The organism is Modestobacter sp. SYSU DS0904, assembly GCF_054051115.1.
The window spans coordinates 20,555-37,843 of sequence record NZ_JBJHAQ010000023.1; the positions used below are offsets into that span (position 1 = coordinate 20,555).

The 17,289-nt window shown below is 73.8% G+C and carries 17 protein-coding genes; 9 read left to right on the plus strand and 8 right to left on the minus strand.

The features are described 5' to 3' along the window. Positions 1 to 88 precede the first annotated feature (88 nt). The 3 genes from hflX to ACI79U_RS14755 form a co-directional block, all read right to left on the minus strand. Positions 89 to 1,582, minus strand: a complete 1,494-nt coding sequence (gene hflX / locus ACI79U_RS14745; RefSeq protein WP_457070827.1) for a GTPase HflX — start codon at positions 1,580 to 1,582, stop codon at positions 89 to 91. Positions 1,583 to 1,664: 82 nt separating this feature from the next. Further along, the gene (locus ACI79U_RS14750; protein WP_457070830.1) at positions 1,665 to 2,195 is read right to left on the minus strand and encodes an ArsR/SmtB family transcription factor; all 531 of its coding nucleotides are present in this window, start codon (positions 2,193 to 2,195) and stop codon (positions 1,665 to 1,667) included. Positions 2,196 to 2,260: 65 nt separating this feature from the next. Next, positions 2,261 to 2,620, minus strand: a complete 360-nt coding sequence (locus ACI79U_RS14755) for a cupin domain-containing protein (RefSeq protein WP_457070833.1) — start codon at positions 2,618 to 2,620, stop codon at positions 2,261 to 2,263. Positions 2,621 to 2,812: 192 nt separating this feature from the next. Here ACI79U_RS14755 and ACI79U_RS14760 point away from each other — a divergent pair, with 192 nt between their 5' ends. Both ACI79U_RS14760 and ACI79U_RS14765 read left to right on the plus strand, forming a co-directional pair. Then, the gene (locus ACI79U_RS14760; protein ID WP_457070836.1) at positions 2,813 to 4,147 is read left to right on the plus strand and encodes an MFS transporter; all 1,335 of its coding nucleotides are present in this window, start codon (positions 2,813 to 2,815) and stop codon (positions 4,145 to 4,147) included. A 73-nt stretch (positions 4,148 to 4,220) separates the two neighbouring features. Then, a complete protein-coding gene (locus ACI79U_RS14765; protein WP_457070839.1) occupies positions 4,221 to 4,421 on the plus strand; it encodes a hypothetical protein in 201 nt (66 codons plus the stop codon). Positions 4,422 to 4,424: 3 nt separating this feature from the next. On the opposite strand, the gene dapF is transcribed toward ACI79U_RS14765, so the two are convergent. From dapF to ACI79U_RS14780, 3 genes are read right to left on the minus strand one after another with little or no spacing between them, the layout of a single operon-like run. Next, positions 4,425 to 5,324, minus strand: a complete 900-nt coding sequence (dapF, locus tag ACI79U_RS14770; protein WP_457070841.1) for a diaminopimelate epimerase — start codon at positions 5,322 to 5,324, stop codon at positions 4,425 to 4,427. Continuing rightward, the gene (miaA, locus tag ACI79U_RS14775; RefSeq protein WP_457070844.1) at positions 5,321 to 6,253 is read right to left on the minus strand and encodes a tRNA (adenosine(37)-N6)-dimethylallyltransferase MiaA; all 933 of its coding nucleotides are present in this window, start codon (positions 6,251 to 6,253) and stop codon (positions 5,321 to 5,323) included. The genes dapF and miaA overlap by 4 nt, the downstream gene beginning before the upstream one ends. Continuing rightward, positions 6,250 to 6,942 (minus strand): hypothetical protein, encoded by a 693-nt coding sequence (locus tag ACI79U_RS14780; protein WP_457070847.1) that lies wholly within the window; start codon positions 6,940 to 6,942, stop codon positions 6,250 to 6,252. Before ACI79U_RS14780 ends, miaA begins: the two co-directional genes overlap by 4 nt. Positions 6,943 to 6,982: 40 nt before the next feature. Between ACI79U_RS14780 and ACI79U_RS14785 the strand changes: the two genes are divergently transcribed. The 3 genes from ACI79U_RS14785 (at position 6,983) to ACI79U_RS14795 (ending at position 11,650) form a co-directional block, all read left to right on the plus strand. After that, positions 6,983 to 8,743 carry a DUF349 domain-containing protein gene (locus ACI79U_RS14785; protein WP_457070850.1) on the plus strand — a complete coding sequence of 587 codons (1,761 nt, stop codon included), beginning with the start codon at positions 6,983 to 6,985 and terminating at the stop codon, positions 8,741 to 8,743. A 184-nt stretch (positions 8,744 to 8,927) separates the two neighbouring features. Beyond that, on the plus strand, positions 8,928 to 10,481 hold the full coding sequence (locus ACI79U_RS14790; RefSeq protein WP_457070853.1) for an alpha/beta hydrolase fold domain-containing protein: 1,554 nt from the start codon (positions 8,928 to 8,930) through the stop codon (positions 10,479 to 10,481). 26 nt (positions 10,482 to 10,507) lie between these two features. Next, a complete protein-coding gene (locus ACI79U_RS14795; protein WP_457070855.1) occupies positions 10,508 to 11,650 on the plus strand; it encodes a glutathione-independent formaldehyde dehydrogenase in 1,143 nt (380 codons plus the stop codon). Between the two features lie 101 nt (positions 11,651 to 11,751). Here ACI79U_RS14795 and miaB read toward each other — a convergent pair whose 3' ends face one another. Then, positions 11,752 to 13,212 carry a tRNA (N6-isopentenyl adenosine(37)-C2)-methylthiotransferase MiaB gene (miaB, locus tag ACI79U_RS14800; RefSeq protein WP_457070857.1) on the minus strand — a complete coding sequence of 487 codons (1,461 nt, stop codon included), beginning with the start codon at positions 13,210 to 13,212 and terminating at the stop codon, positions 11,752 to 11,754. 41 nt (positions 13,213 to 13,253) lie between these two features. Further along, positions 13,254 to 13,712, minus strand: coding sequence for a hypothetical protein (locus ACI79U_RS14805; RefSeq protein WP_457070859.1), 459 nt, complete (start codon positions 13,710 to 13,712; stop codon positions 13,254 to 13,256). 154 nt (positions 13,713 to 13,866) lie between these two features. On the opposite strand from ACI79U_RS14805, the gene ACI79U_RS14810 reads away from it, so the two are divergent. The 4 genes from ACI79U_RS14810 to ACI79U_RS14825 all read left to right on the plus strand — a co-directional run bounded on the left by ACI79U_RS14810 (position 13,867) and on the right by ACI79U_RS14825 (position 17,149). Next, positions 13,867 to 14,622 carry an amino acid ABC transporter ATP-binding protein gene (locus tag ACI79U_RS14810; protein ID WP_457070860.1) on the plus strand — a complete coding sequence of 252 codons (756 nt, stop codon included), beginning with the start codon at positions 13,867 to 13,869 and terminating at the stop codon, positions 14,620 to 14,622. A 29-nt stretch (positions 14,623 to 14,651) separates the two neighbouring features. Continuing rightward, on the plus strand, positions 14,652 to 15,539 hold the full coding sequence (locus tag ACI79U_RS14815; RefSeq protein WP_457070863.1) for a glutamate ABC transporter substrate-binding protein: 888 nt from the start codon (positions 14,652 to 14,654) through the stop codon (positions 15,537 to 15,539). Between the two features lie 78 nt (positions 15,540 to 15,617). Next, positions 15,618 to 16,265, plus strand: coding sequence for an amino acid ABC transporter permease (locus ACI79U_RS14820; protein ID WP_457070865.1), 648 nt, complete (start codon positions 15,618 to 15,620; stop codon positions 16,263 to 16,265). Further along, the gene (locus ACI79U_RS14825; protein ID WP_457070867.1) at positions 16,262 to 17,149 is read left to right on the plus strand and encodes an amino acid ABC transporter permease; all 888 of its coding nucleotides are present in this window, start codon (positions 16,262 to 16,264) and stop codon (positions 17,147 to 17,149) included. Before ACI79U_RS14820 ends, ACI79U_RS14825 begins: the two co-directional genes overlap by 4 nt. Positions 17,150 to 17,289 lie beyond the last annotated feature (140 nt).

Consider the following 17,289-nt stretch of genomic DNA (forward strand, 5'->3'; position numbering starts at 1 on the left):
CGCGCAGTGCTGGGCCGTGATCCCGGGGCCGCCCGACGACGTCCGCCGACCGGCCACCCGGGAGGACGGTGCCACCGGGTCCCGGTGGTCAGCCGCCGGCGACGGGGGTGTCGAACCCGTCGAGCGCCGCGGCGAGGCCGTCGTCGACCCGGGCGGTGAGCCGGGTGCCGTCCGCCTCGTGGCGCTCCTCGAGCACCTCGCCGTCCCGGTGCACCCGGGCGACCAGGTCACCCCGGTCGTAGGGCACCAGGACGTCGACGTCGATGTGCGGGTGCGGGAGCCGCTGAGCGATCACGTCGCGCAGCGCCTCGATGCCCTCACCGGTGCGGGCCGAGACCCAGGCCGCACCGGGCAGCGCCTGACGCAGCGCGAGGACGTCGTCCTCGCTCATCGCGTCCACCTTGTTGACCACGATCAGCTCGGGCACCGCCCGGGCGTCGATCTCCTGCAGCACGATGTGCACCGCGTCGATCTGGCCCAGCGGGTCGGGGTCGGCGCCGTCGACCACGTGCAGCAGCAGGTCGGCGGCGGCGACCTCCTCCAGCGTCGACCGGAAGGCGTCGACGAGCTGGTGGGGCAGGTGGCGCACGAAACCGACGGTGTCGGTCATCGTGAACTCACGGCCCTCCGGGGTCTGCGCCCGGCGGACCGTCGGGTCCAGGGTGGCGAACAGCGAGTCCTGGACCAGCACGCCGGCGTCGGTGAGCTGGTTGAGCAGGCTGGACTTGCCGGCGTTGGTGTAGCCGGCGATCGCCACGCTGGGCGTGGCGTTCCGGTCGCGGGAGTTGCGCTGGGTGGTGCGCGCGGTCGCCATGCCGGCGATCTCCTTGCGCAGCTTGCTCACCCGGGCGCGGATCCGGCGGCGGTCGGTCTCGATCTTCGTCTCACCCGGACCACGGGTGCCGATGCCGCCACCGCCGGCGACGCGACCACCGGCCTGCCGGCTCAGCGACTCACCCCAGCCGCGCAGTCGCGGCAGCATGTACTGCATCTGGGCGAGCTCGACCTGCGCCTTGCCCTCCCGGCTGGTGGCGTGCTGGGCGAAGATGTCCAGGATCAGCGCGGTCCGGTCGACCACCTTGACCTTGAGGATCTTCTCCAGCTGGTTGAGCTGGCCGGGGGCGAGCTCCCCGTCGCAGATCACCGTGTCCGCGCCGGTGGCGGCGACGATGTCCCGCAGCTCGGCGGCCTTGCCCGAGCCCACGTAGGTCGCCGGGTCGGGCTTGTCCCGACGCTGCATCAGCGCGTCGAGGACCTGCGAGCCGGCGGTCTCGGCGAGCGCGGCCAGCTCGGCCAGCGAGCGCTGGGCGTCCGCGACCGTGCCCTCGGTCCACACGCCGACCAGCACGACGCGCTCCAGCCGGAGCTGGCGGTACTCGACCTCGGTGACGTCGGCGAGCTCGGTGGAGAGCCCGGCGACCCGACGGAGGGCGCCGCGCTCCTCCTTGATGTAGGAGCCGGTCGTGTCGTCGGGAGCGTCCCAGGGGGTGGTCGCCGCGGGGCCCGGGTCCTTGGCACGCGCACGCGCCGCCTTGTCCACCCGGGCTTCGGCCTCGTCGAGGCGGTTCTGGGCTGTCGTCATCGGGTCAAGCGTGGCACGCCCCTCGGTGCGGGGCGAGTGAGTTGTCTGCATCGACTCTGTCGTCATCGTCGGGTACAACGCCTCAGGGCTCCGGATGCATCCCGAGGTAGAGCGACCACCGCTCCCCCGCCGGGTCCGCCGGCCGGCGGGCGTACTCGTCCAGCAGCCCGTACAGCCGGGCGCGGAGCTCCGCCATCGCCTCCGACCCCAGCCGCAACCCCATCCGGGTGCTCTCCAGGTGCTCCTCCCCCACCGCGGCCACCTCCGCCAGGAAGGCGGCGAGCGACACGTCCGACCCCGACGCCGCGGCGCCGGGGCCGTCCATCAGCCAGCTCTTCCCGGTGGCCCGGTAGGGCACCTCCCGGGCGCCCCGGTTGCCACGGCGCACCTGTTCGGCGGCCAGGAACCCGGTGTCGACCAGGGTGCGCACGTGGTGCAGCACGGTGGCCGGGTTACGGTCCAGCCGGGCGGCGATCTCCTTGTTGGTCAGCGCCTCGTGCAGGCACAGCCGCAGGATCCGGAGCCGGACGGCGGAGGCGAGGGCCCGGGCCTCCGCGTCGGTGGCCGGGCGGCGGGCGCCGGAGATCCGCGCCGGCCACTCCCGCTCGCTCACCCCGGGCAGCCTAGGCGCCCCGACCGACAGCGGGCCTGCGTCCTGGACCCCTGGAACGGGCCGGTTCAGAAGAACCGGCCGACCAGGTCGATCATCTCGTCCCGGCTCGTGACCGACTCCTGGGCGCGGAAGAACATGTCGAGGTGGCCCGGGGTGACGATGAAGTGGCCCGGGGTGACGATGAAGAGGAAGGTCGCCGGGCCGCCGACGGAGCGGAAGGTGTGGGTCAGCCCCCGCGGGAGGAAGAGCGTGCTGCCCGGGCCGCCGGTGAACGTGTCGTCCCCGCAGTCGGCCGCCACGGTGCCCGCCAGCACGAGGATCGTCTCGTCCTCGTGGGTGTGCCGGTGCGGCGGTGGACCCTGGCCGTCGAGCACCGTCCGGTACACGGCCAGGCTGCCGCCCGTGGACTCGTTCGAGCACTTCACGTCAGCGCTCCGGCCGGGAACGCCCTCGTCCGGCCCCAGGACGTAGCCGCGGCCGGGGACCGGCACCGCCTCGGCGGCGGCGCGACTCGCTCTGGGCGGCCCGGTCCGGGACATGAGGAGACCCTAGGGACACCGGGGACGACGCGCCAGCCACTGATTGACATCTCCCAATCGCCGACCCAGGCTCGCCCGGTGACCAGCGACCGGAGCCTGCTGCGGCACCACGACTTCCGCCGGCTCTGGGCCGCCGAGACCGTCAGCCAGGTCGGCACCCAGGTCACCCTGCTGGCCCTGCCCGTACTGGCGGTCTCCCTGCTCGACGCGACGCCGCTGGAGATGGGGTTCCTCACCGCGCTGGAGACCGCGGCCTTCCTGCTGATCGGGCTGCCGGCCGGCGCGTGGGTGGACCGCTGGCGGCGCAAGCGGGTGCTGGTGACCGCCGACCTGGTGCGGGCGGTGGTGCTGGGCACGCTGCCGCTGGCCTACCTGCTCGACGCGCTGACCCTGGGCCAGCTGTTCGTCGTCGCCGCACTCACCGGCACGGCCACGGTCTTCTTCGACGTCGCCTACCAGAGCTACCTGCCCGCGCTCGTCGACCGGGACCAGCTCGTCGACGGCAACGGGAAGCTGGAGGCCAGCCGGGCGGTGGCCCAGGTCGCCGGGCCCGGCATCACCGGCGGGCTGCTGCGGGTGACGGGCGCCCCGTTGCTCGTCGTCCTGGACGCGGCGTCGTTCCTGGTGTCGGCGCTCCTCCTCGGGCGCATCCAGCGGCCGGACGTGGTGCCCGACCGGGCCGGCCGCCGGTCGCTGCGCGCGGAGATCGGCGAGGGCCTGTCCTTCGTCGTCCGGCAGCCGCTGCTGCGCCGGATCGTCGCCTGCACCGCGACGTCGAACCTGTTCTCGTCGATCACGACGACGCTGCTGGTGCTGTTCGCGCTGCGCGAGCTCCGGCTGTCGGAGAGCACGGTGGGCCTGGTCTTCTCCGCCGGCGCGGTGGGCGGCCTGGCCGGCGCGGCGACGGCGGCGCGGTTCGCCCGGCGGGTGGGCGAGGGCCGGGCGATCCCGCTGGCCATCCTGGTGGCGCTGCCGTTCACCGCGCTCACCCCGCTGGCCGCCCTCGGCGCACCGCTGGTGCTGCTGACGCTCGGCCAGCTGGGCTTCAGCTGGGCGGTCGTGGTCTACAACGTGACCCAGGTGAGCTTCCGGCAGCGGCTCTGCCCGCCGGCCCTGCTCGGTCGGATGAACGCCTCTGTGCGGTTCCTCGTCTTCGGCACCATGCCGCTGGGCGGTCTGCTCGGTGGCGTGCTCGGCACCTGGCTGGGAGTGCTCCCGACGCTGTGGATCGCCACGGCCGGCCAGCTGCTCGCCGCCGGCTGGGTGGTGGCCAGCCCGCTGCGGCGGCTGCGCGACTTCCCCGACGAGCTCGACACCCACGCACCGGCCCCGGCGGCGCACCCGGTCGTCGCCACCGCGCTGCCCGAGGCCCGGACCCCCACCGCGGGCAGCGACCCGGGGCGGGCCGGCTGATTGGTCCGGCGGGCACCGGGTAGGCCGCCGTGGACCGCATCCGCACCGAGCACCCCTGTCAGGGAGGACGACGATGACCAGCCCGAACGAGGAACTCGACGACCCCGGCCGCGACCCCGCGGGCCTCGACCCACCGCGCAACCCGCTCGGCGGCGCGGACCAGGACACCGGTCGCGGTGCGCCGCGGGGCACCGGCAACGTCGGGCCGGCCGACAAGCCCGAGGCGCCGACGGACGACCCGGAGACCCGGGCCGACGAGCCGGACCGGCCCTGACCGTCAGCCGGCCAGCCACTCCGGGGTGAGCACCCCGGTGGCGACGACGACGGCGGGGCCGGCGAGCACCGTCGTCGTCCCGTCGAACTCCACCGTCAGCCGGCCGCCCGGGACGTCCACCGTGACCGTCCCGGCGGTCCGGCCACCGGCTTCCAGGGCGGCGTAGGCCGCGGCGCAGGCCCCGGTGCCGCACGACCGGGTCTCCCCCACCCCGCGCTCGTGCACCCGCAGCCGGATGTGCGCGCTCGTCCCGCCGGGGGCGTCCTCGGCGGCCAGCACGTTGACCACCTCCACGTTCACCCCGTCGGGGAAGAAGTCGGCGTCCACGCCGGGCAGGACGGTGAGGTCCAGGGTGTCGACCGGGGCGTCGGTCAGTGCGGCCAGGTGCGGGTTGCCCATGGAGACGCCCAGGCCGGGGAACTCGGCGCGGCCGATGCGGGCGGCGCTGCGGCCGAGCACCCGGGCCGGGCCCATGTCCACCCAGTAGCCGCCGTCCGGCCGGGCGCCCACCCGGCGCGGCCCGCCGCGGGTGCCGACCAGGACGCCGGCCTCGGCCACCGCCCGGTCCAGCAGGCCCTCGGCGAGCAGCACGTGCAGGAAGAGCCGGATGCCGTTGCCGCACATCTCGGCGTACGACCCGTCGGCGTTGCGGTGGTCCATGAACCACTCGCACTGCGGCAGCGCCTCGCCGAGCACGGCAGCCGCGTCGGGCACGTGCCGGCTGGGCACCACCCGCAGCACGCCGTCGCCGCCCAGACCCGCGCGCCGGTCGCAGAGCCGGCGGACCAGCTCGGGGTCCAGCCGGTCCGCGGGCCACACCGAGCCGTCGGGGTCGGGCAGGACGACGAAGTCGTTCTCCGTGCCGTGGCCGAGGAGGACCCGGGGACCAGCGTTGTCGATCACCGCCCGATCGTACGGTCGGTGATCGCCGTGGCCACCGCGTCGGCCAGGTCGGCCCGGGCGGCGTCGAACCAGGCCGTCGCCGGGTCGCGGCGGAACCAGGATCGCTGGCGGCGGACGAACCGCCGGGTGGTGGTGACCGTGCGCTCCCGCGCCTCGGTGGGCGTGAGCCCGCCGTCGAACTGCTGCAGCACCTGCGCGTACCCCAGCGCGCGGGAGGCGGTGGGGCCCTCCCGCAGCCCGTCGGCGTCCAGCGCCTCGACCTCCGCGACGAACCCGGCGGCCCACATCGCGTCCACCCGGCGGGCGACCCGGTCGTCGAGGTCCTCGGGGGCCCGGTCCAGGCCGATGGTGACCGACGGGTAGCGGGGGCGGGGATCGGGCAGCCGGGCGGTGAACGGCTGCCCGGTGAGCTCGATGACCTCCAGGGCGCGCACCACCCGGCGGGTGTTGCTGGGCAGGATCGCCGCGGCGGCCGCCGGGTCCAGCGCCGCCAGCCGGTCGTGCAGGGCCTGCGCCCCCTCGACGGCCAGCTCGCCGTCCAGCCGCGCCCGCACCCCGGCGTCGGTGCCCGGGAAGTCCAGCTCGTCCAGGACGGCGCGCACGTACAGCCCCGACCCGCCCACCAGCAGCGGCACGACGCCGGTGGCGCGCAGCCGGTCGATCTCGGCGCGCGCCCGCTGCCGGTACTCCGCCACCGAGGCCGGTTCCCGCACGTGCCACAGGTCCATCAGGTGGTGCGGCACCCCGTCGCGCTCGGCGGCGGTGGGCTTGGCGGTGCCGATGTCCATGCCGCGGTAGAGCTGCATCGAGTCGGCGTTGACCACCTCCCCGCCCAGCCGGTGGGCCAGGCCGACGGCCAGGGCCGTCTTGCCCGTCGCGGTCGGGCCGACGACGGCGACCACCGGCGGCAGCGCCGCCGACCCGGTCACCGCGCCGTCCAGGAGGCGACGAGGTAGCCCACCCCGAACGGCGCGGCGTCGTGGCGGAGCTCCGCGGTCACCGGCCTGCCCCGGAGGGCGGTGCCCACGGCCCGCCAGACCGGCACCCCGGCGACGAGCAGGCGGGCGCCCTCGGCGGCGTCCAGGCCGGCCAGGGCGGCGGCGTCCCCGGCGGCCAGCGCCGCGGCGACGGCGGCGTCGTACGGCGGAGCCGCCGGGTCGAGGGCACCGGGCGCCTTCTCGGTGCGCCGCGCCGATCCGTCACCCATCGCGAGCACCCCGACCGGGCCGGGCGCGTCGGCCAGCGCGCCCGCCAGGTCGGCCGGGCCCACCCCCAGGCGGGCACCGGTGTGGCCGGCGTCGTCGAGCAGTTGGGCGCCGACCACGTGCGGCAGCGGCAGCCGCCGGCCACCCGGCCGCACCCGCCCGGCGAAGGGCACCTCCCGGTCGACGCCGTATCCGCGCAGGTCACCGCCGTCCCCGGGGCCGAACCGGGCGCCGTCCGCACCCGCGCCGACGACGACCACCACCTGGGGTCCGGTGTCCAGCACGGTCTGCACCGCGGCCGACACCGCGGCCCGCAGCACCGACAGGGCGTGGCTGGGCGCACCGGCGACGACCGGCAGCAGCACCGGCGCCTGCGGGCAGAACGCCACCGTGACCGGAGAGGGAGGACTCACGCCAGGCAGTGTCGCCGATGCATCGTGGGAGACTGCTGGCGTGTCGAGCACGGAGAACACCGGAGACCGGACTGAGCAGGCCACCCCCGGCGTCGAGGAGCGCCCCGAGACGGCGGTGACCGCGGTCGCGCCGGTCGACGAGGGGCCCCTGGCCGCGACGCCGGACGCCGCCGTCCCCACCGGCGCCGCGGAGGACGCCCCCGAGCAGGTCGACGCCCCCGAACAGGTGGACGCCGGCGAGCAGGGCGCGGCCGACGGCGGCGCCCCCGCCCCGGCCGAGGAGCCCGCGGTCGAGGTCGCGCCGGTCGACGAGGGGCCCCTGGCCGCGACCCCCGACGCCGCCGTCCCCACCGGCACCGACGCCCCCGCCCAGGCGGTGACCGACGCCGCCGGCACCCCCGCCGCCACCGAGTCCCCTGCCGAGTCCCCTGCCGAGAACACCACCGAAGCCCCCACCGACGGCTCCACCGAGCCCGCTGCCGAGACCCCCGCCGGGACCCCGGCGCCCAAGCCGGGTCGCAACCGCGGCCGTGGCCGCGGCCGGGGCGCCGGCACCCCGGCCACCGAGCAGCTGGTGGTCCCCGCCGTCACCCCCTCCGACCCGACCGAGTGGGGCCGGGTCGACGAGGAGGGCACCGTCTACGTGCGCACCGCGACCGGTGAGCGCGCCGTCGGCTCCTGGCAGGCCGGGGCCCCCGACGAGGGGCTGGCGCACTTCGGCCGGCGCTACGACGACCTGGCCACCGAGGTGACGCTGCTGGAGGCCCGGCTGGCCGCGCACACCGGGAACCCGAACGAGATCAAGACCAAGGCCGAGGAGCTCGCCGAGCAGATCCTCACCGCCGCCGCCGTCGGCGACCTCGACCACCTCGCCCTGCGCGCCCGGGCGATCAGCAGCATGGCCGAGACCGCCGTCGCCGCGAACCGCCGCGAGCGGGCCGCCCAGCGGGCCGTGCAGGTCGAGCGCAAGGAGGCCCTCGCCGTCGAGGCCGAGCAGATCGCCGCGGAGTCCACGCAGTGGAAGGCCGCCGGTGACCGGCTGAAGGCGATCGTCGAGGAGTGGAAGACGATCAAGGGCATCGACCGCAAGACCGACGAGGCGCTCTGGCAGCGCTTCGCGGCGGCGCGGGACGCCTTCGGCCGTCGTCGGGGCGCCCACTTCGCCGAGCTGGACAAGCAGCGGAGCGAGTCGCGCGCGGCCAAGCAGGAGCTCATCGCCGAGGCCGAGCGGCTGTCCACCTCCACCGAGTGGGGGCCGACCAGCGGCGCCATGCGCACGCTGATGGACCGCTGGAAGGCCGTGCCGCGGGTCGGCCGGGACACCGACGACGACCTGTGGAAGAAGTTCCGCGCCGCCCAGGACGTGTTCTTCGCCGCCCGCACCGCCAACGACCAGGCCCGCAGCAGCGACGAGGTGGCCAACCAGAAGGCCAAGGAGGAGCTGCTGGCCGAGGCCGAGAAGCTCGACCCGGCCAACCGGGGCAACCAGAACGCGCTGCGCAAGATCCAGGAGCGGTACGACGCCATCGGGCACGTGCCCCGCGGCGTGATGCGTCAGCTCGAGGACCGGATGCGGGCCGTGGAGGAGAAGTTCCGGGGCGTCGCCGACGCCTCCCGCCCGCGGGTGCAGCCGGAGAACCCGCTGCTCACCTCGATGCGCGCGGCGGTCACCAAGGCCGAGGAGCAGCTGGCCAAGGCCCAGGCCTCCGGCGACGCCAAGCGGGTCGGCGAGGCGGAGGCCGCCCTGGCCACCCGCCGCGAGTGGCTCGCCGAGGCAGAGAAGGCCGCCGGCCGCCGCTGAGCAGGGACCCCTCTGCAGGGGCCGTTCCATCACGTCGCCAGGGCCCGTCCGTTCGCCGGACGGGCCCTCGGTGTTTTCCGGAACGGTCGTGTAGCGCCAGGGTCGACGGGTAGGTCGTGGACGACGGAATGCGCCGCGCCGCATGCGTGCGCGCCCGCCGCTGCCGATCCGGAAGGAGCCCGACGTGGCCCTGTCCTACCCCACCCAGCCCGGCGACATCGACCACCTGATCGCCGACGACCACGCGATCGTCGACCGGCAGTTCCAGCACCTGGAGGCCGGCCGCGGCAACCGGCGGGTGCTCGTCGACCAGATCTCCTTCGAGCTGGCCGCGCACGCGTATTCCGAGGAGGTCGTGCTCTACCCGATCTGGCCGGAGATCGGGATGACCGACGAGCACGACGACGCCGAGCACGAGCACCAGCAGATCAAGGAGCTGCTGGTGACGCTGGGCCGCACGGACCCCGGCCAGCCGGAGTTCGAGGAGGCCGTCACGCAGCTCATCTCGATCACCCGGCACCACGTGGACGACGAGGAGAACGACGAGCTGCCGCAGTTCCGCGCCAAGGCCGGCGCGGAGCGGATGGCCGAGCTCGGCGAGGAGTTCCTCACCAACAAGCGGATGGCGCCCACCCGGCCGCACCCGCACGCCCCCGACGAGGGCATCGCCGAGAAGATCGCCGGGATGCTGGCCAAGCCCCTGGACCACGTCCGCGACATGCTCTCCGGGCGCCAGCAGGAGCTGGCCACCGACGCCAGCGGCCTGCTCAACCCGCAGGCCCAGGCGATCGTCGACGCCCACTCCTCGCTCGGCCCGCTGCCCTTCGAGATCCTCACCCCGGCCGAGGCCCGCAAGCAGCCCGGCCCGGACGCGGCGGTGCGGAAGGTGATGGCCGACCGCGGCATCGAGGGCCCGGAGCCGGTCGGCTCGGTGCATGACCTGCGGATCCCCGACGGTGCAAGCGGCGAGCAGACCCTGCGCGTCTACACCCCGGACAACCCGGACGGCGGCCCGCTGCCGATCGTCATGTGGGTGCACGGCGGCGGCTGGGTGCTGTTCGACATCGACACCTACGACGCCTCCTGCCGCGGCCTGTGCACCAAGACCGACGCGATCGTCGTCTCCCCGGACTACCGGCGGGCGCCGGAGGCGGTGTTCCCGGCCTCGCACGACGACGTCCTGACCGCCTGGACGTGGGTGCGCGAGAACGCCCGGCAGCTCGGCGGGGACCCGGACCGGATGGCCATCGGTGGGGAGTCCGTGGGCGGGACCATGGCCGCGGCGACCTCCCTGCAGCTGGCGGCCAACGGCCAGCCGCTGCCGGTGGCGCAGGTCTGCGTCTACCCGCTGACCACCGGTGAGCAGTTCGGCGAGTCGATGGAGGACGCCGCCGACGGCCGCCCGCTGAACCGCGCCCTGCTGTCGTGGATGGCGATGCACGCCTTCCAGGGCAAGCCGGAGGCGGCGACCGACCCGCGGGTCGCACTGCTGGACTGGACACCCGACCAGCGGGCCGGCATGCCGCCCACGCTGGTCATCACCGACGAGCGCGACGTGCTGCGCAGCCAGGGCCAGCAGTTCGCCCGCGACCTCGAGGCCGCCGGGGTGCCCACCACCCACCGCTACTTCGCCGGCGTCATGCACGAGTTCTTCGGCGCCGCCGCCGTCCTGGACGAGGCCGAGCAGGCCCAGCAGGCCGCCGCCGCACACCTCACCCAGGCGTTCAGCAGCCGCTGAGCGCGTCCCCAGGGAAGGAGCAGCACATGAAGGCCATCGTCTACCGAGGCCCCAAGAACGTTTCCGTCGAGGAGGTGCCGGACGCCACGATCCAGGCGCCGACCGACGCGGTCATCCGGATCACCACCACCAACATCTGCGGGTCCGACCTGCACATGTACGAGGGCCGCACCTCCGTGGAGGAGGGCAAGGTCCTCGGGCACGAGAACATGGGCGTCGTCGAGGCCGTCGGTGACGGCGTCGACCGGATCAAGGTCGGCGACCGGGTGTCGGTGCCGTTCAACATCGCCTGCGGTACCTGCCGCAACTGCACCGACGGCTGGACGTCGTTCTGCCTGCGGGCCAACCCCACCGAGGGGATGGACGGCGCGGCCTACGGCTACGCCAACATGGGCCCCTACGACGGCGGCCAGGCCGAGTACCTGCGCGTGCCGTGGGCGGACTTCAACCTGCTCCACCTGCCCGAGGGCACCGAGCACGAGAACGACTTCACGATGCTGTCGGACATCTTCCCGACCGGCTGGCACGGCGTGGAGCTGTCCGGCTTCCAGGTCGGCGACCGGGTGGCGGTGTTCGGCGGCGGCCCGGTCGGGCTGATGGCCGCGCACAGCGCGATGGTCCGCGGCGCCTCCGAGGTCTTCGTCGTCGACAAGGAGCCCGACCGGCTGGCGCTGGCGGAGAAGTACGGGGCCACCCCGGTCGACTTCAGCGCCGGTGACCCGGTGGAGCAGCTGCTGGACGCCACCGGCGGTCGCGGCGTGGACCGCGGCGTCGAGGCGGTCGGCTACCAGGCGCACGACTCCGGCGGCGAGGAGCACCCGGAGCTGGTGCTGGACAACCTGGTGCAGGTGGTCCGGTCCACCGGCGGGATCGGCGTCGTCGGCGTCTACGTGCCGCAGGACCCGGGCGCGACGAGCGACCTGGCCAAGGAGGGGCGGATCCCCTGGCAGTTCGGCACCTTCTTCACCAAGGGCCAGTCGATGGGCACCGGGCAGGCGCCGGTCAAGCGCTACAACCGGCAGCTCCGTGACCTGATCATCGACGGCAAGGCCAACCCCGGCTGGATCACCAGCCACGAGCTGGGCCTGGACCAGGCCGTCGAGGCCTACCAGCGCTTCGACGACCGGGACCAGGGCTGGACCAAGGTGCTGCTCAAGCCCGGCCAGTAAGCCCCCGCTCGTCCAGGCACAGGAAGCTTTGCACCCGGTATTCCGCGTGATGGCGGGTGCAGAGCTTCCTTTGCCTCTCCAGGCGCGGACGGGGTCCTTCGTCAGCCGCAGGCGGGCGCCGCGACCGGGAGGGGCGCCGGGACGCCGACGGCCGGCATGCCGAGCGACACCCCGGGCGTGGTCGGCCGGGTGCCTGCCTCGGCCGCGTCGCCGGCCCGGGTGCGCCGGTGCGACAGCAGCGCGCCCCCGGCGACCAGGTGGTGCGGGGCGGCCTGGGTGATCACCGTCTCGACGACGTCACCCGGGCGAACCCCGTCCGCCGCGTCGAAGTGCACCAGCCGGCCGTCGCGGGCCCGGCCGGAGAGCCGGCCCCGGGCGGCGTCCTTGCTGCCCTCCCCCGCCGCGACCAGCAGCTCGACCCGGGTGCCGACGAGCGCCTTGTTCAGCTCCCAGCTGATCTCGTCCTGCAGCGCGGTGAGCCGCAGGTAGCGCTCCTGGACGACGTCCTTGGGCAGCTGGTCGGCCATCTCCGCCGCCGGGGTGCCCGGGCGCTTGGAGTACTGGAAGGTGAAGGCGCTGGAGAAGCGGGCCTGCCGGACGACGTCCAGGGTCTGCTGGAAGTCCGCCTCGGTCTCGCCCGGGAAGCCGACGATGATGTCGGTGGTGATCGCGGCGTCGGGCATCGCGGCCCGCACCCGGTCGATGATCCCGAGGTAGCGGTCCTGCCGGTAGCCGCGGCGCATCCGTCGCAGCACGTCGTCGGACCCGCTCTGCAGCGGCATGTGCAGCTGGTGGCAGACCGCCGGCGTCTCGGCCATCGCGGTGATGACGTCGTCGGTGAACTCGCGCGGGTGCGGGCTGGTGAAGCGCACCCGCTCCAGTCCCTCGATCGCCCCGGTGGCGCGCAGCAGGTCGGCGAAGGCCCCGCGGTCGCGGAACTCCACGCCGTAGGCGTTCACGTTCTGCCCGAGCAGTGTCACCTCGAGCACGCCCTGGTCGACCAGCGCCTGCACCTCGGCCAGGATGTCGCCGGGGCGGCGGTCCTTCTCCTTGCCGCGCAGCGCCGGGACGATGCAGAACGTGCAGGTGTTGTTGCACCCGACGCTGATCGACACCCAGCCGGAGTGCGCGGAGTCGCGCTTGGCCGGCAGCGTCGACGGGAAGACCTCGAGCGCCTCGGCGATCTCGACCTGGGCCTCCTCGTTGTGCCGGGCCCGCTCCAGCAGCGCCGGCAGCGAGCCGACGTTGTGGGTGCCGAAGACGACGTCGACCCACGGGGCCCGCCGGACGATCTCGCCGCGGTCCTTCTGCGCCAGGCAGCCGCCGACCGCGATCTGCATGCCGGGGTGCGCGTCCTTCACCGGGCGCAGCTGGCCGAGGTTGCCGTAGAGCCGGTTGTCGGCGTTCTCCCGGACCGCGCAGGTGTTGAGCACGACGACGTCGGCGTCGGTGCCCTCGGCGGCGGTGTAACCGGCCGACTCCAACAGCCCGGAGAGGCGCTCGGAGTCGTGCACGTTCATCTGGCAGCCGTACGTGCGGACGAGGTAGGTCTTGCCGTTCACCACCGCATCGTACGGACCTGCGGCCCGCGGCCGGGGGCGCCTCAGCGGCGGACGGCCAGGAACCGGTCGTGGACCAGGGCGGTGGCCTGCAGGGCGACGTACTTGTCCACGACGTCGACCACCCAGTCCTGCCGGCTCCAGCGGCTCGGGCGGTAGACGCCCAGCGCCTTCCCGGCCAGCACGTCGGCGGGGTAGCCGAGGGCGAAGACGACGTGGACGGCCCGCTGCCCGCGGAGCCCGGCCCGGGTGGCGAGCGCGTGGCCGGCGCCCCAGACGGTGCCGAAGCCGAAGTGCGACACCCAGTTCAGCCGGGTCCGGGCCGCCGGGGTCGAGGGGCGCAGGGGCAGCAGCGCCTCGGCGATCTCCGCCGGCGCGTAGCTGTCCGGGCGGCCGGTGAGCGGCTGCTCGACGAACCGCTGGAACGCTGTCATCACCGCCGTCCCGGCCACTCCGGCGGCCGCGCCGCGGGCGAGGGAGCTGAACAGGACGGGCGTCGACATGCCCGGCCTGTACCCGGTCGGGCTCCGCGCACGCCCAGATCGTGACCGGAGCGAGACCGGAGCCGGGAACCCCGGGGCGCGGAACGGCTTCGTTACGGCATCGTGACCGCCCGGCAGCGTTCCGGCGCCGAGGGGGCACCTAGGGTCCCTCCCCGTGACCGAACGTCCGACCGGAGAGCCTCTCGTCCGCCTGTCCGGCGTCAACAAGTGGTTCGGCGAGCTGCACGTCCTGCAGGACATCGACCTGTCGATCGACCGCGGCGAGGTCGTCGTCGTCATCGGCCCGTCCGGATCGGGCAAGTCGACCCTGTGCCGCACGATCAACCGGCTGGAGTCGATCGAGCAGGGTGAGATCACCATCGACGGCCAGCGTCTGCCCGACGAGGGCAAGGAGCTGGCCCGGCTGCGCGCCGACGTCGGCATGGTGTTCCAGAGCTTCAACCTCTTCGCGCACAAGAGCGTGCTGGAGAACGTGACGCTGGGCCCGATCAAGGTCCGCAGGCAGTCGAAGGCCGACGCCGAGAAGCGCGCCCGCGAACTGCTCGACCGGGTCGGCGTGAGCGCCCAGGCCGACAAGGTGCCCGCCCAGCTGTCCGGCGGCCAGCAGCAGCGGGTGGCCATCGCCCGCGCGCTGGCGATGGACCCGAAGGTCATGCTCTTCGACGAGCCGACCTCCGCGCTGGACCCGGAGATGATCAACGAGGTCCTGGACGTGATGGTGGGCCTGGCCCGCGACGGCATGACCATGGTCGTGGTCACCCACGAGATGGGCTTCGCCCGCCGGGCGGCCAACCGCGTCGTCTTCATGGACGGCGGCCGGATCCTCGAGTCCGCCACCCCGGAGGAGTTCTTCACCAACCCGTCCTCCGACCGGGCCAAGGACTTCCTCTCCAAGATCTTGAACCACTGACCACCGGCACATCCACGAGAGGACCCTCCATGCGCATCACCCGATACGCGGCCGCCGTTGCGGCCGCCGGCATCGTGCTGACCGGCTGTTCCAGCGAGGCAGGCGACGCGGTCGAGGACGCCGCCGACGCTCCCGAGGTGGCGGAGGACGTCGACTTCGAGGCCGGGACGACGATGGCCGAGCTCGCCGAGGCGGGCTCCATGACCGTCGGCACCAAGTTCGACCAGCCCGGGTTCGGGCTGCGCAACCCCTCCGGCGTGCCCGAGGGCTTCGACGTCGAGATCGCCAAGATCATCGCCGGCGAGCTCGGGATCGCGCCGGAGGACATCACCTGGACCGAGACGGTCTCGGCCAACCGCGAGTCCTTCATCATCAACGATGAGGTCGACATGGTCGTGGCCACGTACACGATCAACGACGACCGCAAGGAGCAGATCGACTTCGCCGGCCCGTACTACGAGGCCGGGCAGGACATCATGGTCGCCGAGGGCAACCCGCTGGGCATCGAGGGCCCCGAGGACCTCGCCGGCCGGAACGTCTGCTCGGTGGAGGGCTCCACGCCGGCCGAGGAGATCCGCACCAACTACCCCGAGGCGCAGCTGACGCTGTTCGACGTCTACTCCAAGTGCGCCGACGCCCTGGCCAACGGCCAGGTCGACGCCGTCACCACGGACAACGTCATCCTCACCGGGATCGTCGCGGGCAGCCCGGACCAGTTCGACCTGGTGGGCAACCCGTTCACCGAGGAGCCCTACGGCATCGGCATCCCCAAGGGTGACGACGAGTTCCGGGCGTTCATCAACGACACCCTGGAAGAGGCGTACGAGTCCGGCGCCTGGGCCGAGGCCTGGAACGAGACCGCCGGTGCGATCACCGGCACCGACGCCCCTGAGCCGCCGGACGTCGACCGCTACTGATCGTCCTGGTGTGGGCTGCCGGGCGGGTTCCCCCCGCCCGGCGGCCCCGCCCCGCCCCGGGCCTCGAGAGGAGGCGCAGTGCAGTTCCTGATCGACAACTTCCCGCTGCTGTGGGACGCCTTCCTCACGACGCTGAGCCTGTCCCTGCTCGCCGGCGTGCTGGCCCTGGTCCTGGGCACCCTGCTGGCGGCCTTCCGGGTCAGCCCGATTCCCCCGTTGCGCGGGCTGTCCACGTTCTACGTGGAGACCTTCCGCAACACCCCGCTGACGGTGGTCTTCTTCTTCATCATCTTCGGGCTGCCGCAGATCGACTTCGCGGTCGGCTTCTTCACCGGCTCGGTGCTCGCGGTCGGCCTCTACACCGCCGCCTTCGTCTGTGAGGCGGTGCGTTCGGGCATCAACGCGGTCTCCGCCGGCCAGGCCGAGGCCTCACGTGCGATCGGCCTCACCTTCGGCCAGTCGCTGCGCGAGGTGGTGCTGCCGCAGGCGTTCCGCTCGGTCGTCCCGCCACTGGGCAACGTCTGGATCGCCATGGTCAAGAACACCTCGATCGCCGCCGGTTTCGCCGTCTCGGAGCTCACCGCGTCCATGCAGCGGCTCTCCAACGCCAACGCCGGGGAGCTGCTCCTCGTCCTGGTCGCCGTCGTGGTCGGCTACATGCTGATCACGCTTCCCTCCGCCTATGCCATCAGCCGGGTGGAGCGACGGGTGGCGATCCTCCGGTGAGCGCCCCGGTCCTGTTCGACGTCCCGGGCCCCAAGGCCCGGGCGCGCATCCGCATCGGCACGGCCATCGGCGCGCTCGTCGTGCTGGCGATCGTCGGCTTCGTCCTGGTCCGCCTGGCCGGCAACGACCAGCTCGACCCGCAGCGCTGGGCGGTGCTCTTCGACCCCGGCAGCGGTGTGCCCCAGGCGCTCGGGGAGGCGCTGCTCCGGACGCTGCAGGTCGCACTGGTCGGCATGGTCTTCGCGACCGTCCTCGGGCTGCTGCTCGCGGCGGGCCGGCTGTCGGACCACCGCTGGGTCCGGATCCCGGTCACCACGGTGATCGAGTTCTTCCGCGCGATCCCGCTGCTCGTGGTGATCTTCGCGCTGTTCTTCATCCTGCCGAGCTTCGGCGTCCGGCTGAGCGCCTACGCGGCCCTCACCGGCGGGCTGATCCTCTACAACATGGCGGTGCTGGCCGAGATCTTCCGGGCGGGCATCCTGTCGGTGGACAAGGGCCAGCGGGAGGCCGCCTTCGGCCTGGGCCTGCGCAAGACCCAGGTGATGACCCTGGTGCTGCTGCCGCAGGCGGTTCGCCGGATGCTCCCGGTGCTCATCGCCCAGCTCGTCGTCCTGCTCAAGGACAGCTCGCTGGGCTTCATCATCGGCTACTTCGAGCTGCTCCGGCAGGCCCGCAGCCTGGTCGAGTTCTTCATCCCGCAGTTCGGCAACCAGTACACGTTCCAGCTGTACGTGGGCGCAGGGCTGATCTACATCATCGTCAACGTGCTGCTCTCCCAGCTCGCGAAGGTGGTGGAGCGGCGGACCAACCGCAGCAAGGTCAGCGGTCCGGCCGTGAAGGCCGAGCCGGCGGACCAGATGGGGGCCGGCGCCGGCGCTCCCTGAGCCGCAGCCTGCGTCACCGCACGCCGCGGCCCGGCCGGACCGGGCAGCGAGCCGACTCCCACAGGGCCCGCACGCCGCCTGGCGTGCGGGCCCTCGGCGTCTCACCAGGAAGGGTCCGACGCGTCCGGAAACGACCCCGG

Coding starts and splice junctions, on each gene's coding strand:
- ACI79U_RS14815 (WP_457070863.1), top strand. CDS start 14,652: ATGCGCATCACCCGATACGCGGCCGCCGTTGCGGCCGCCGGCATCGTG.
- ACI79U_RS14805 (WP_457070859.1), bottom strand. CDS start 13,712: ATGTCGACGCCCGTCCTGTTCAGCTCCCTCGCCCGCGGCGCGGCCGCC.
- hflX (WP_457070827.1), bottom strand. CDS start 1,582: ATGACGACAGCCCAGAACCGCCTCGACGAGGCCGAAGCCCGGGTGGAC.
- ACI79U_RS14765 (WP_457070839.1), top strand. CDS start 4,221: ATGACCAGCCCGAACGAGGAACTCGACGACCCCGGCCGCGACCCCGCG.
- ACI79U_RS14795 (WP_457070855.1), top strand. CDS start 10,508: ATGAAGGCCATCGTCTACCGAGGCCCCAAGAACGTTTCCGTCGAGGAG.